This is a genomic window from Streptomyces sp. A012304 (assembly GCF_026008495.1).
GTDB lineage: Bacteria > Actinomycetota > Actinomycetes > Streptomycetales > Streptomycetaceae > Streptomyces.
Genome location: NZ_BQUN01000006.1, coordinates 1 through 14,758, shown reverse-complemented (window position 1 = coordinate 14,758; position 14,758 = coordinate 1). Strand labels below are relative to the sequence as shown.

At 71.2% G+C, this 14,758-nt stretch carries 10 protein-coding genes and 1 pseudogene; 9 read left to right on the top strand and 2 right to left on the bottom strand.

Annotated features, from left to right (window positions below; genetic code table 11):
* Positions 1-11 precede the first annotated feature (11 nt).
* The 5 genes from mrdA (at position 12) to ALMP_RS02545 (ending at position 7,704) form a co-directional block, all read left to right on the top strand.
* On the top strand, positions 12-2,279 hold the full coding sequence (gene mrdA, locus ALMP_RS02565) for a penicillin-binding protein 2 (RefSeq protein WP_264924341.1): 2,268 nt from the start codon (positions 12-14) through the stop codon (positions 2,277-2,279).
* On the top strand, positions 2,276-3,475 hold the full coding sequence (gene rodA, locus ALMP_RS02560) for a rod shape-determining protein RodA (protein WP_264924340.1): 1,200 nt from the start codon (positions 2,276-2,278) through the stop codon (positions 3,473-3,475). Before mrdA ends, rodA begins: the two co-directional genes overlap by 4 nt.
* 23 nt (positions 3,476-3,498) lie before the next feature.
* Positions 3,499-4,107 carry a hypothetical protein gene (locus ALMP_RS02555; protein ID WP_264924338.1) on the top strand — a complete coding sequence of 203 codons (609 nt, stop codon included), beginning with the start codon at positions 3,499-3,501 and terminating at the stop codon, positions 4,105-4,107.
* 53 nt (positions 4,108-4,160) lie between these two features.
* Positions 4,161-5,705 (top strand): CYTH and CHAD domain-containing protein, encoded by a 1,545-nt coding sequence (locus ALMP_RS02550; protein ID WP_264924337.1) that lies wholly within the window; start codon positions 4,161-4,163, stop codon positions 5,703-5,705.
* A 70-nt stretch (positions 5,706-5,775) separates the two neighbouring features.
* On the top strand, positions 5,776-7,704 hold the full coding sequence (locus ALMP_RS02545; protein ID WP_264924336.1) for a TIGR03960 family B12-binding radical SAM protein: 1,929 nt from the start codon (positions 5,776-5,778) through the stop codon (positions 7,702-7,704).
* 92 nt (positions 7,705-7,796) lie between these two features.
* Here ALMP_RS02545 and ALMP_RS02540 read toward each other — a convergent pair whose 3' ends face one another.
* Entirely contained in the window at positions 7,797-8,903 is a 1,107-nt protein-coding gene (locus ALMP_RS02540) for a glycosyltransferase (protein WP_264924335.1), read from the bottom strand.
* A gap of 154 nt (positions 8,904-9,057) precedes the next feature.
* Between ALMP_RS02540 and ALMP_RS02535 the strand changes: the two genes are divergently transcribed.
* Positions 9,058-10,569 carry a glycosyltransferase family 39 protein gene (locus tag ALMP_RS02535; RefSeq protein ID WP_264924333.1) on the top strand — a complete coding sequence of 504 codons (1,512 nt, stop codon included), beginning with the start codon at positions 9,058-9,060 and terminating at the stop codon, positions 10,567-10,569.
* An 89-nt stretch (positions 10,570-10,658) separates the two neighbouring features.
* Here the strand turns inward: ALMP_RS02535 and ALMP_RS02530 are convergent, their stop codons facing one another.
* On the bottom strand, positions 10,659-11,396 hold the full coding sequence (locus ALMP_RS02530) for a hypothetical protein (protein ID WP_264924332.1): 738 nt from the start codon (positions 11,394-11,396) through the stop codon (positions 10,659-10,661).
* 229 nt (positions 11,397-11,625) lie between these two features.
* Here ALMP_RS02530 and ALMP_RS02525 point away from each other — a divergent pair, with 229 nt between their 5' ends.
* From ALMP_RS02525 to ALMP_RS02515, 3 genes and pseudogenes are all read left to right on the top strand, one after another.
* Complete coding sequence (locus tag ALMP_RS02525) at positions 11,626-12,705, top strand: hypothetical protein (RefSeq protein WP_264924331.1); 1,080 nt, start codon at positions 11,626-11,628, stop codon at positions 12,703-12,705.
* A gap of 137 nt (positions 12,706-12,842) precedes the next feature.
* Positions 12,843-13,604: a TIGR03936 family radical SAM-associated protein gene (locus ALMP_RS02520; RefSeq protein WP_264924329.1), complete on the top strand. Its 762-nt coding sequence runs from the start codon at positions 12,843-12,845 to the stop codon at positions 13,602-13,604.
* A gap of 307 nt (positions 13,605-13,911) precedes the next feature.
* Positions 13,912-14,758 (top strand): annotated as a pseudogene (locus ALMP_RS02515) (ribonuclease E/G); the annotation flags it as partial.

The window sequence follows — 14,758 nt, the reverse complement described above, 5'->3', positions numbered from 1 at the left end:
AGGCAGCCGCAGTGACGAACATCCCCGAGACCGGGCGGACCCCACGGGTCCAGATCCGGCTCGTCGTGATCCAGATCCTCGTCCTCTCCCTCCTCGGCACCCTCGGCGGCCGTCTGTGGTACCTCCAGATCCGCGAGGGCGACCAGTACGCCAAGGAGGCCTCCGGCAACCACGTCCAGCAGGTCGTCGAACCCGCCGTCCGCGGCTCGATCCTGGACGCGCGCGGAGTGCCGCTCGCCGACAACGAGACCCGGCTCGTCGTCTCCGCCTCCCGCACCGACCTGCTGAAGCAGAAGGACGACGGCAAGAGCGTGCTGGCCAAGCTCGCCGGTGTCCTCGGCATGGCCCCCGCAGAGGTGATGCAGAAGGTCAGGCTCTGCGACGCCGAGACGCCGCAGCCCTGTTGGAACGGCTCGCCGTACCAGCCCATCCCCATCACCGACGAAGCCACCCCCAAGCAGGCCCTGCAGATCCGTGAGCGCGCCGAGGACTTCCCCGGCATCACCGCCGAACCGGAGGCCGTGCGCCGCTACCCGAGCCCCGGCAAGGCCAACACCGCCCAGGTCCTCGGCTACCTCTCCCCGGTCACCGACGAGGAGATCACCAAGGCCCAGGACACCGACTCGCCCTTCCTGCGCTCCGACCAGGTCGGCCGCAGCGGTCTGGAACGCCAGTACGACAAGGAGCTGCGCGGCAAGGCCGGCGTCACCCGCTACGAGGTCGACAACCTCGGCCGGGTCATCGGCCAGGCCGAGGCCACCCCGGCCGAGCCCGGCTCCAACCTCGTCACCAGCCTCGACGCCCGCGTCCAGCGGGTCGCCGAGTTCGAGCTGAACGCGGCGATGAAGGAGGCCCGCAGGCAGCACGACCGCAACACCGGGACCAACTACAAGGCCGACGCCGGCGCGGTCGTCGTGATGGAGGCCAGGACGGGCCGCATCGTCGCCATGGCGTCCAACCCCACGTACGACCCGAACACCTGGGTCGGCGGCATCTCCGCCAAGGACTACAAGAAGCTGACCGGAAAGTCCTCCAACTACCCGCTCCTCAACAGGGCCATACAGGGTCAGGCCGCGCCCGGCTCCATCTTCAAGGTGGTCTCCACCGCCGCCGCGGTGCAGGCGGGCTACGACTTCGACGGCCGCTACGAGTGCTCCAGCTCGTACTCGGTCGGCGGCCAGGTCTTCAAGAACTTCGAGTCCCAGAACCATGGCGCGATCGACCTCGGGCGCGCCCTGGAGGTCTCCTGCGACACCGTCTACTACCGGCTCGCGCACGCCCAGTGGCAGAAGGACGGCGGCATCAACCCGAAGAAGACCCCCAACGACTGGTTCTTCAAGGCCGCGCACCAGTTCGGACTCGGCAAGGAGACCGGCATCGACCTGCCCAACGAGGTCTCCGGCCGCGTCCCCGACCGCCAGTGGAAGCAGGAGTACTGGGAGGCCAACAAGGACGCCTGGTGCAAGACGGGGAAGAAGGACGGCAGTTACGTCGAGAAGATCGCCTACGAGAACTGCCTCGAGGGCAACAAGATGCGCGCCGGTGACGAGATCAACTACTCCATCGGCCAGGGCGACACCCTCGTGACCCCCATTCAGATGGCCACCATCTACGCGGCCATCGCCAACGGCGGCACGCTGTACGACCCGACCGTCGGCAAGGCGATCGTCAGCCCCGACGGCAAGAAGGTCACCGAGATCGCGCCGAAGTCGCACGGCAAGCTGCCGGTGACCCGGCAGACCCTCGCCCAGATGGACGACGCCCTCGCCGGCGTGGCCACCCGCGGTACCGCCGCCTGGCGCTTCGGAGGCTGGCCCCAGGACAAGATCGAGATGCACGCCAAGACCGGTACCGCCGAGGTCTACGGCAAGCAGACGACGTCCTGGTTCGCCACGTACACCAAGGACTACTCGATCGTCATGACGATCTCCCAGGGTGGTACGGGCTCCGGCGCCTCCGGCCCGGCCGTGCGCAACATCTACGACGCGCTGTACGGCGTCTCCGACGACGGCACCATCAACCCGAAGAACGCGCTGCTGCCCACCCCGCAGAAGGCCCTGCCGAAGATCAAGACGGACGGCACCATCACCTCCCCGAAGGTCTCCAAGGACCCGGCGAAGGAGCAGCAGAACAGCCAGAAGGCGACCCCCTCGGGCTCGCCCAGCCCGAACGGCACGGCGCCGGCCGCGACCGTGGCCTCGCCCGAGGCGGACAACCGTGACACGCGACGACGACGCCGGCGGCGGCGCGGGCGCGGAAGCCGGAGGACGTGCACATGACCGGCGCGAACAGCTTCTCCGTCTCCGGGTACGGGCCCGAGCGGGCCGGCTGGACGCGGCTCTTCGCCCGCGACTCGATGGCCCGCCGTCTGGACTGGCCGATACTGCTGGCCTCGCTGGCCCTGTCGCTGGTCGGCTCGCTGCTGGTGTACTCGGCGACCCGCAACCGCACCGAGATCAACCAGGGCGACCCGTACTACTTCCTGGTCCGGCATCTGATGAACACCGGCATCGGGCTCGCCCTGATGATCGGCACGGTCTGGCTCGGCCACCGCACCCTGCGCAACGCGGTGCCGGTCCTGTACGGCCTGTCGGTCGTGCTGATCCTGCTGGTGCTCACCCCGCTCGGCTCCACCGTCAACGGCGCGCACTCCTGGATCGTGCTCGGCGGCGGCTTCTCGCTCCAGCCCTCGGAGTTCGTGAAGATCACGATCATCCTGGGCATGGCGATGCTGCTGGCGGCCCGCGTCGACGCCGGCGACAAGACGTACCCCGACCATCGCACGGTCCTCCAGGCCCTCGGCCTCGCGACCGTGCCGATGCTGATCGTGATGCTCATGCCCGACCTCGGGTCGGTCATGGTCATGGTCATCATCGTGCTGGGGGTGCTGCTCGCCTCCGGCGCCTCCAACCGCTGGGTCTTCGGCCTGCTCACGGCGGGCGGAATCGGCGCGGTCGCCGTCTGGCAACTGCACATCCTGGACGACTACCAGATCGCACGCTTCGCGGCCTTCGCCAACCCCAGCCTCGACCCGGCGGGCGTCGGCTACAACACCAACCAGGCCCGCATCGCCATCGGATCGGGCGGGCTCACCGGCGCCGGCCTCTTCCAGGGCTCGCAGACCACCGGCCAGTTCGTGCCCGAACAGCAGACCGACTTCGTCTTCACCGTCGCGGGCGAGGAGCTCGGCTTCGTCGGCGCGGGCCTGATCATCGTGCTGCTCGGTGTCGTGCTGTGGCGGGCCTGCCGCATCGCCCGCGAGACGACCGAGCTGTACGGCACGATCGTCGCCGCCGGGATCGTCGCCTGGTTCGCCTTCCAGTCCTTCGAGAACATCGGCATGACCCTCGGCATCATGCCGGTCACCGGCCTGCCGCTGCCGTTCGTCTCCTACGGCGGCTCGTCGATGTTCGCGGTGTGGGTGGCGGTGGGGCTGTTGCAGTCGATCAGAGTGCAGCGGCCGCTGTCGGCGTAGCGGCATACGGGAGGGGGAGCGGTATGGCCGAGGAGCGTGTGGCCCTGTGCCCGGTGACCGAGGAACTGGTGAGCCACCTCCTCGCGCTGGCCGAGCTGGACCTGACCGACGCGGACGCCGTCGGGGCGCGGACCCGGCAGCTCGGCTGGCCCGACTGGTCGCGGGCGGTGCGCGGGCCGGCGTACGAGAACACGTCCGACGTGCCCGAGGCGACCCATGTCACGCCGTACGGCCACTTCGTCACCTGTGACGGCGACGGCTCGCTGTACCTGCCGTTCGCCTACCTGTACACGGTCGACGGCGGTCTGCTCGACGAGGACTGCTGGGGCACGCTGCCCGGCTGGAGAAGCGAGGAGGGCGCCTGGCGGCCGGAGTTCGACGCCCACGTCGGCACCGTCGTCCAGCGCTTCACCGACCGGCTCGGCCTGCCGGACCACGACATTCGGCAGCCCAAGTACGACACCCGGTACGTCAGCTGGCGCCTGGACCACACCGTGCTGCTCGTCGGCCAGGGCCCGGAGCCCCTGTCGTACCACCAGTTCGAGGACGCCCACGTCCACCTGCTCTCCCGGACGGCGACCGACGCCCCCTACCCCGAAGGGCAGGCGATGCGCGCCCTGCTGGCAACCTGATCCGGTGGCGCAGGCCACTGCCGTCGCGGCCCGACTGCCACTAGATTCGGTCCATGGCGGAGACGAAACGCGAGATCGAGCGCAAGTACGAATCCGACGACAGCGGACTGCCCGACCTGACCGGCGTGGCCGGGGTCGCGGCCGTCCTCGACAAGGGCGTCGCCGAACTGGACGCCACGTACTACGACACCGCCGACCAGCGGCTCGCCGCCGCATCCCTCACCCTGCGCCGCCGCACCGGCGGTTCCGACGCCGGCTGGCACCTGAAGTTCCCCGTCGCCCCCGGCGTCCGCGACGAGATCCGCGCCCCCCTCTCCGACACCCTCCCGCGCGCCCTCGCCGGCCTGGTCCGCTCCCGGGTACGGGACGCCGAGCTGGTGCCGGTGGTCCGGCTGCGCTCGGCCCGTGATGTGCGCGACCTCGTCGACGACGAGGGGCGGCTGCTCGCCGAGGTCAGCGTGGACGCCGTCCGCGCCGACCGGCTCACCGGACCCGGCCGCTCCGCCCAGTGGACCGAGATCGAGGTGGAACTCGCCGACGGCGGCGACCCCCGCTTCCTCGACAAGGTGGAGAAACGCCTGGGCAAGGCCGGCGTACGGCCGTCGGCCTCGGCGTCGAAGCTGGCGCGGGCGCTGGCCGAGACCGGACCGAAGAAGAAACGCGGGCGCGCCGAGCGCGGCCGGGCGGGGGAGAAGCCCTCCACCGGGCAGAAGCCCTCCACCGGGCCGGTGACCGCCGGAGACCATGTCCTGGCCTATCTGCGCGCCCAGCGCGACGCCCTGGTCGCTCTGGACCCCGCCGTCCGCCGGGACCTGCCCGACTCCGTGCACCAGATGCGCGTCGCCACCCGCCGCGCGCGCAGCGCCCTCCGCTCCTTCGCCAAGGTCCTCGACCGCGCCGTCACCGACCCGATCGGGCAGGAGCTGAAATGGCTCGCCGGGGAGCTGGGCGTGGACCGCGACCAGGAGGTGCTCACCGAGCGCATCACGACGGCCCTCACGGAACTGCCCCGTCCGCTCGTCACCGGCCCCGTCCGCAACCGGCTGCGCACCTGGTCACGGGCGCGCAGCGGCGGTTCGCGCCGGCGCCTGATCGCCGTCCTGGACGGCAGACGGTATCTGGAGCTGCTCGACGCGTTCGACCGGCTGCTCGACGACCCGCCGCTCCTCTCGGCGGCCGCCGGCCCGCCCGAGAAGGTGATCGCCAAGGCCGTACGGAAGGACTTCGGGCAGGTGGCCGCGCTGGTCGAGGAGGCCCTCGGGCAGCCGCCCGGAGCCGACCGGGACCTGGCGCTGCACGAGGCGCGCAAGAAGGCGAAGCGGACCCGCTACTCGGCGGAGGCGGCCGTATCCGCGCTCGGTGACCGCGCCACCGACGCCGTCCGGGGGATGAAGTCCCTACAGAGTCTGCTCGGGGACCACCAGGACAGCGTGATGACCCGCGAGGCCCTGCGCGACCTCGCCGCCCAGGCCCACGCGGCGGGCGAGAGCGCCTTCACCTACGGACTGCTGTACGGCAGGGAGGAGCGGCGGGCGGAGCGGGTGGAAGGGGCGTTGCCGGAGGCGTGGGGGAGCATCCGCGCGGCTGTGGCGGTCTGAGGGTCCGGGGAGTGTCTCCGGGCGGGTTAGGCTTGATGGTCACCCCTGTCAGCTCACGAAAGTTCCCCCGATGTCTGTCGAGTCGGTGTTCCCGCAGCTCGAAGCCCTGCTCCCGCATGTGCAGAAGCCGATCCAGTACGTGGGCGGCGAGCTGAACTCCACCGTCAAGCCCTGGGAGTCCTGTGACGTCCGCTGGGCATTGATGTACCCGGACGCGTACGAGGTAGGCCTGCCCAACCAGGGCGTCATGATCCTCTACGAGGTCCTCAACGAGCAGGAGGGCGTCCTCGCCGAGCGCACGTACAGCGTGTGGCCGGACCTGGAGGCCCTGATGCGGGAGCACGGCGTCCCGCAGTTCACGGTGGACAGCCACCGTCCGGTGAAGGCCTTCGACGTGTTCGGCCTGTCCTTCTCCACGGAGCTGGGCTACACGAACATGCTCACCGCGCTGGACCTGGCGGGCATCCCGCTGGAGTCCAAGGACCGCGGCCTGGACGACCCGATCGTCCTCGCGGGCGGCCACGCGGCCTTCAACCCGGAGCCGATCGCGGACTTCATCGACGCGGCGGTCATCGGGGACGGCGAGCAGGCCGTGCTCGACATGACGAAGATCATCCGTGAGTGGAAGGCGGAGGGCCGCCCCGGCGGCCGCGAGGAGGTCCTCTTCCGCCTGGCCAAGACGGGCGGGGTGTACGTCCCGGGCTTCTACGACGTCGAGTACCTCCCCGACGGCCGTATCGCCCGCGTGGTCCCCAACAAGTCGGGCGTCCCGTGGCGCGTGTCCAAGCACACGGTCATGGACCTCGACGAGTGGCCGTACCCGAAGCAGCCCCTGGTGCCGCTGGCCGAGACGGTCCACGAGCGCATGTCGGTGGAGATCTTCCGGGGCTGCACCCGCGGCTGCCGGTTCTGCCAGGCCGGCATGATCACCCGCCCGGTGCGCGAGCGGTCCATCACCGGCATCGGCGAGATGGTCGACAAGGGCCTGAAGGCGACCGGCTTCGAGGAGGTCGGCCTGCTGTCGCTGTCCAGCGCCGACCACAGCGAGATCGGCGAGGTCGCCAAGGGCCTCGCGGACCGCTACGAGGACGACAAGATCGGCCTGTCCCTGCCCTCCACCCGGGTCGACGCCTTCAACATCGACCTGGCGAACGAGCTGACCCGCAACGGCCGCCGTTCGGGTCTGACCTTCGCCCCGGAGGGCGGCTCGGAACGCATCCGCAAGGTCATCAACAAGATGGTCTCGGAAGAGGACCTGATCAGGACCGTCGCCACCGCCTACGGCAATGGCTGGCGCCAGGTGAAGCTGTACTTCATGTGCGGTCTGCCGACGGAGACCGACGAGGACGTCCTGCAGATCGCCGACATGGCGACGCGCGTGATCCAGAAGGGCCGCGAGGTCTCCCGCTCCAACGACATCCGCTGCACGGTGTCGATCGGCGGCTTCGTCCCCAAGCCCCACACCCCCTTCCAGTGGGCGCCGCAGCTCTCCGCCGAGGAGACGGACGCCCGTCTGGAGAAGCTCCGCGACAAGATCCGCGGCGACAAGAAGTACGGCCGCTCGATCGGCTTCCGCTACCACGACGGCAAGCCGGGCATCGTCGAGGGCCTGCTCTCCCGTGGCGACCGCCGCATCGGCGCCGTCATCCGCGCCGTCTACGAGGACGGCGGCCGCTTCGACGGCTGGCGCGAGCACTTCTCCTACGACCGCTGGATGAGCTGCGCGGACAAGGCGCTGGCCGACTTCGGCGTCGACGTGGACTGGTACACCACCCGTGAGCGCGCCTACGAGGAGGTCCTGCCCTGGGACCACCTCGACTCCGGTCTGGACAAGGACTGGCTCTGGGAGGACTGGCAGGACGCCCTCGACGAGACGGAGGTCGAGGACTGCCGCTGGACGCCGTGCTTCGACTGCGGTGTCTGTCCGGCCATGGACACCCAGATCCAGATCGGCCCGACGGGCAAGAAGCTGCTGCCGCTGACCGTCGTCAACAGCTAGCCGAGCGGCCCTGTGCGTGGTTCGCGCGCACAGGGCCCGCCCCGCGTGCCGGGGCTGTGCGCACCGGACTGTCGCCGGCCGGCGCGGGCGGGTCAGCCGCCGACGAGTGACGGGGTGCCCGCGCCGCTGTTCACGCGCAGTTTGGCCAGGGCGAAGTCCCGGTTCGCCAGGACTCGTTCCCGCTGGTCGGCGGGGAGTCTGCCGCCGTCCAGCAGCTTCTCGCAGCACTCCAGCGACTCGCGGTACTCGCCCATCCAGTACGCCGCCACCGCCAGCTCGTCCACGGCCCGCCAGTCGTACCAGCCGTGCTCCAGGAACAGGATGTCCGGCGGTGGCGGGAGCTCGGCCGCGCGCCGCGCGAAGAGGTACGCGAGCGGCCAGCGCTCCCCGTTCACCCGGTACAGATGGGCCAGCTCACCGAGGGGTTCGGCCCGGGTGGGCCGGCACTCGTGAGCCTCCAGGAAACGGGCCGTGACCTCCGGTGTGCGGCGTCTGAGCTGCACGGCGAGCCGGGCCGCGTAGAGCCGGGCGCAGAAGACCTCCTCGGCGAATCCGCCCATGCCGGCGCGTCGGTCGTACGCGGCGAGCGCCTTGGCGGGTTCGCCGGCGTCGCGCCAGCTCTGGGCGAGGTAGAAGACGTACCGGGCGTTGTCCGGCTCCTTGGCGAGTCCGTCCTTGAGGACCGCGGCGTCGCGGAGGTACTTCTGCCGCTGGTCGCCCTGGAGGCGTCCGCCGCCGCCCACGATGACCATGCGCACGCCCTCCAGGGTGGCCCGGCTGAAGCGCGTGTCGCACTCCAGGTATTCGTGCAGGACACCGACGTACCGCCAGGGGAGGCGGGTCGACACCATCGTCGGGCGCCAGTGGACGACGGGGCCGTGGCGCACCTCGAAGTCGTAGCAGTCGTGGGTGAGTTCGGGCATGGTGAAGCCGGGGGCGGTCTCCAGCACGTCGTCGGCGTCGATGAAGAGGAGATAGTCCGCGCGGTCCCGGGCGTGTTCGATCGCCTCGGTACGGCTCAGGTCGAAGCCCTTCCACGGGCTCTCGTGCAGCGTGCCGGGCAGGTCGGCGAACGTCTCGCGGATGACGTCCTGGGTGCCGTCGGTCGAGCCCGTGTCAAGGATCACCCAGGTGTCGATGAGGGGGCGTACGGATTCGAGGCAGCGCCGGATCACATGCGCCTCGTCCTTGACGATCATATTCAGGCAGACCGTTTTCATGACTTTTTCTTTTCTGTGATGAAAAGCATTGGTCAGATCGGTCGGTGACTCTAGTGAGTCGTCAATTCCCGTGCAAGGACCGCCACTGGTGTATAAGTGGGCACGTTCCTGCTGTCGGGCACGGGAGTTTTTCATGGCAATCGCCACGCCGGTTCCCTCTCCGCCCTCTCCGCCTTCTCCGCCCGAGGAAAACCGTGGTTCCCGGGCGGCCGAGTTCACCGGCCGCCGGGTGGCGCTGTGGCTCTGGCCGTTCGCCCTCACCTTCGGCCTGACCGGCTACGGACTGACCGATTCCCTGCTCGGCCGCGACGAACTGGTCACCTGGGACATGGTCAACCGGGACACCGGCCGCATCTTCGCCACGCTCGACAACGTCGACGCCGTCCACGGCGCCTATTACCTGCTGATGCACCTGTGGGTGGAACTCTTCGGTGATTCCGTCGTTTCCCTGCGGCTCCCTACCGTATTGGCCATGGCCGCCGCTGCGTCCGTCGTCGCTCTCGTCGGGGACCGACTCTTCGGATACCGTGCCGGAATTCTCGCCGGAATTCTCTTCGCTCTCGTGCCGGCGGTGAGCCGCTATGGCCAGGAGGCCCGTGGTTACGCCCTTGTGGTGTGCGCCGTCGCCCTCGCGACGCTGCTGTTGCTGCGGGTGCTGGACCACCCCCGCGGTCCCTGGCGCTGGGCGGGCTACACGCTCGCCCTGACGGTCGTCGGACTTCTCCATCTGATCGCGCTGTCCGTCGTCCTCGCCCATGTCTGTCTGCTCGCGGCCGCCGCGCGACGCGACCGCTCCCTGGCGTGGAAGTCCGTCCTCGCGCTCCTCGCCGTCGCCGGGTGCGTCGCTCCGGTCCTCCTTCTCGGCCGCTCCCAGGCCGGACGCCAGCTGTACTGGGTCCCCGAACCCGACGCCTGGGCGCTGTTCACCCTCACCCGGGACGCCTTCGCCTCCGTGCTGTGCGCCGGAGCGCTGATCGCCCTCGCCCTGCTGGCGCGTTCGCCCCGCAGGGCCGGCCTGGTGCTGTGCGGCGCCTGGGCCCTGCTGCCGCCCGTCCTCGTCTGGCTCGCCTCGCACGGCGAGGTCTCCTACTTCCGCCACGTCTACGTCCTGTTCACCCTCCCGGCCTGGGCGCTCCTGGCGGGCGCCGGGCTCGCCGCGGCCACTCGTTCCCCGAAGGGCGCCGCGGTCGTCGTCGTGGCGCTGGCCGTCCTCACGCTGCCCGACCAGCGGCAGATGCGGCAGCCGTTCGAGCACAACGCGCCCGTGCCCCTCGACTACGCGGCCGCGGCCGCGGTGATCGAGGAACGCCACCGGCCGGGTGACGCCGTCGTCTACGACCGCGAGAACTCCTGGAAGCTGGACGGCGGCGTCCGCTACTACCTGCCCCGCGAGCTGACCATGCGTGATGTGTTCCTGAAGAAGGCGCCCGACGCGATCGACGACCTCTACGTGGTCCAGTGCCCCGTGCCGATCCTGTGCCTCGGGGACGAGCGGCGCGTCTGGCTGCTGACCCAGGGCCCCGAGTCCCCGTTCGACGCCATCGACCAGGAGCAGGCGAACGCCCTGCGGAGCCGGTACGAGCTGTCGGTGAGCGAACCGGTGACGGGGATGACCGTGAGCCTGCTGGTGCGCAAGGAGAGCTGAGGACAGCTGAGGGGAAGAGCGAGCGGCCGACGTACCGCGGGGGTGTCCGGTGCGTCGGCCCGGCGGACACCCCCGCGCGCGGAACCGGTCTACGGGTTGCCGCCGTTGATGGTTCCCGGGGTCGGCTGAAGGGTCACGCGCACCCAGGGGTTGGGGACGCCCTGGGCGTCGTTGCAGTTCAGGGTCCGGTCGCTGGTGACCACCTGGCAACTGGTCTCCCAGATCACGCCCTCGGTGGTCACCACGTTGATCCTGACGTCCCCTTCCACCGTCCCGCCCAGGCTGTGCTGGGCGATGGAGACGGCACAGGCGTCCTCCGGGTAGTCGCGGTGGGTGCTGAGGTCGGTCCACCGGTAGGGCCCCGGAGTGGCTCCGGTGAGGTCCCGGATGCCCGCGTAGGTGTCCTCGCCGTCCAGCACGGCCCGCAGCTCGAAATCGTCGCTGTCCTGAGTGGCGTCGATGTCGATGCAGGGGCCTGCCGGGCCGGTCCCTCCGGTGGCGCCAGTGCCTCCGGTCGCGCCGGTTCCGCCGGTGGCGCCCGTCCCTCCGGTGGCTCCGGTGGCTCCGGTCGCGCCCCTGCACTCGTCCCAGTCATGGCCATTGGGACCGTGGGGATTGTGGTGGCCGGTGTTGCACTCGTTGCCCGCCTGGACGAGCGCCTCCGTCTTCTCCGTCGGCCGGGCGGTCACGTTCTTCGCCGCCGCGGTGGCCGGGCTGACCACGCCGGCCGCCAGGACCAGCGCGAGCGAGGCCAGCATCCCGGCCTTCTTGAACCGGTCCCGGGCCAGCGGCCCGAGCGCCGAAGTGGTCCTGCGGTCAGGACTCATCACGTGCGTGCTCCTGTCTCGATGGTTCGGTGGTTCGACGGTTCGGGCGACCCCCGAACCTGAGAGCGAGCCTGACTCCGTTACCCGGGTCCGACCAGTCGAAACGGTATGAACAAGCCCTTTTGTCGACATATCGGATTAAATGGTGCGTACGGATGGGTCATCTTCTCGGCGGACGGAAAAAGGGCGGTGGGGGATCCGCGCAGGCGGCTGCGGCGTCTACGTGGACATGGACCTCGACAAGCCCCCCTCCCGACAGCCCGCGCAGCAGCATCCGGAGGGCTGTCTCGTCGTCGCGATCCGGCTGCCCGTGCGGATCGTCGCGCTCGTGCTGGTCGTGCCCGTGCGGATGGCGTGGGACGCGCTCGTCGTCGCCGGGCGGTTCCTCCGGGACACCGTCCTGCGGCCCTGCGGGCGGGCCCTGCTGTGGCTGGGCAAGGTCCTGGTCGTCCAGCCCCTCACCGCCCTGTGGCGGTACGTCGTCGTCCCCGTCGGCCGGGCGCTCGCCTGGCTCGGCAGGACCCTCGTCGTGGTTCCGCTGGTGTGGTGCCACCGCCATGTCCTCACCCCGGCCGGCCACGCCCTCGTCCGGCTGGCGCGCGGCATCGGCGCGATCCTCGCCTGGGTGTACGCGCGCGTGCTGGTCCCCGTCGGCGTCGGGATCGCCACCGCCGCCGCCTGGCTGGCGCGCCACCTCGTCGTGATCCCCGCCCGATGGTTGTACGACTGGATCCTCGCGCCCGTCGGACGCGCGATCGCCTGGTGCGCGCGTGGGCTCGGGCGGCTCCTCGCGCTCCTCGTCACCGGAGTCGGCTGGGTCCTGTACTGGGTCGCCCGGATCCTGATCGTGCTGCCGGCGCTCGCGCTGTGGCGCTGGATCCTCGCCCCCGTCGGCCGCGTCCTCGCGCTCGTCGGACGGGAGGTGTGGGACGCCCTGGGACACGCCTGGCGTGTCGCCGGACGGATCTCCCTCGCCGTCGGACGGTTCCTCGCGACCCTCTTGCGGTGGACCTTCGTGGAGCCGGTGCGCTGGGTGTACCGCAGCGTGCTGACCCCGGTCGGGCACGCCGTGCGCGACGCCGTCCTGCGCCCCGTCGCCGCGGCCGCCCGCGCCGTGGGCCGCACCACCCGCCAGGCCCTCACCGCCGCCCGGGAGTCCGTACGGCAGGCCCGCGCCGACGTCCGCCGGATGCTCTTCGGGGAGCCGCGGGGGCGTGAGGCCGTGGCCCGCGGGGAACCAGCGCTGAAGAAGGCGCGTACCCTGGAGCAAAGGACCAGGCGCGAAATGTCCCCGCCGACGCGGGGATGATCCGGACTGCTCGACGCCGACAGGCGTCGACCGGAGTGCACCCCGCTCCGGCGGGGAAGCGCCTGATCGACCGCCGTAGTCAAGGAGAAGTTCCACTGGGCAAGCGACAGCCCGAAGGCCCGCCGCCCGCACCCGCGGTGCAGCGCATCCGACTGCGTTACACCAAGCGCGGCCGCCTCCGGTTCACCAGTCACCGTGACTTCCAGCGCGCCTTCGAGCGTGCGCTGCGCCGTGCCGAGGTGCCGATGGCGTACTCGGCGGGGTTCACGCCGCACCCGAAGGTGTCGTACGCCAATGCCGCACCCACCGGCACGGGCAGCGAGGCGGAGTACCTGGAGATCGCGCTCACCGAGCCGCGTGACCCGGACATGCTGCGTGAGCTCCTCGACGAGTCGCTGCCCGCCGGGCTCGACGTGATCGAGGCGGTCGAGGCCCGCACCTCGGGCCTGGCCGACCGGCTCACGGCATCCGTGTGGGAGCTGCGCCTGGACGGCGTGGACCCCGCGGACGCCGACCGCGCGGTGGCCGCCTTCACCACGGCCGACACCGTCGAGGTCCAGCGCATGACGAAGAACGGCGTCCGTACCTTCGACGCCCGCCCCGCCGTGGTACGGCTGGAAACGCACCCCTCGCCGGCTGATAGGCCTGGCGACCAGCCCTGTGCGATACTGCGGCTGGTTGTTCGGCACGTGACGCCTGCCGTACGACCCGACGACGTCCTGTCCGGTCTCCGCGCCGTGGCCGACCTGGCGCCGCCGGTCCCCGCAGCGGTGACCAGGCTGGCGCAGGGGCTGTTCGATGAAGAGACCGGCGAGGTGACCGACCCGCTCGCGCCCGACCGCGAGGCGGCGGAGGCCCGAGTGGCCGCTCCCGCTGCCGCCGCGAAGGCGCCGGCGTAAGGACGGTCCCCCGTAGGACGGACGTCGTAGCGCCGCCCTCGTACTCGGGAGCCACCTGGGTCGGGCAGCGCACCGACCACAAGACTTTCGCCAGGCCGTACGCAACATGGCGTACGGAACCGGCGAGACAGGACACAGAGAGCTCCCGTGCGGCGGCCGCGCCCCGGACGGCGGCACCGCGCACAGCGCGAGCCGCGGACGTCAACGGTGATCGATCCACGGTGATCGACGCCGGACCAGGTGCGGCGCCCGGGAGCCTGACGGGAGACACACCCGCATGCTCGAGCCGACCGAATCCACAGAGTCCGTGACGGACTCCGAATCGAACACCCCCAGCGACACCCTGCCGCCGCGTCGCCGGCGCCGTGCCGCGTCCCGCCCCGCCGGTCCGCCGGCCGCCTCCGACGCCCCGGCCGAGATCACCGCGCCGGCCATACCGGCCGTCGCGTCCGCCGAGCTGGCAGAGGACAGCGAAGAGGAGAAGACGGACGAGACGGTGGAGACCGTCGAGACCGCCGAGGCACCTGTGACTGCTGAGGCCGAGGTCACCGCAGAGGCGGAGAAGACCGAAGAGGCTCCCGCCGCCGAGGCCGCACCCGCCGCGCGTCCGCGTCGTCGGGCGACCCGCCGGGCGTCCGCACCCGCGGGAGCGCCCGAGGGGGCCGAGGTCGCCGAGACCGTCGTCCCCGCGGCCGCCGTCGAGCCGACGCCCGAGCCGGTCGCGGAGCCCGTGCCGCCGGTCACCTCCGGTGAGGACGGCGAGGACGCCGCTCCGCGCCGGACCCGCCGCCGTGCCACGCGCCGCGTGTCCGCGCCGGCCGGGGCGCCCGCCGGGGACGAGATCGCGCAGAGCGTGGTTGCCGCCGCCGAGCCGGTGGCCCAGGAGGCCACCGCGGTCACCGAGGCGAAGGAGACCGCCGAGGCTTCTGAGGCCGCTGAGACCGTCGAGGCCACGCCCGCCGCGCGGCCCCGCCGTCGTGCCACGCGCCGCGCCTCCGCGCCCGTCGGCGCGCCCGAGGCCGCCGAGGTCACCGACGCCGTGCGGACGCCCGCCGGCGCCGCCGGCGACGCCATCGACCAGGAGCCGCAGCAGCCCGCAGTGACCGAGCAGCCCGAGCAGGCCCAGGAGCCGGCGGCCGAGCCGGTCGAGGCGC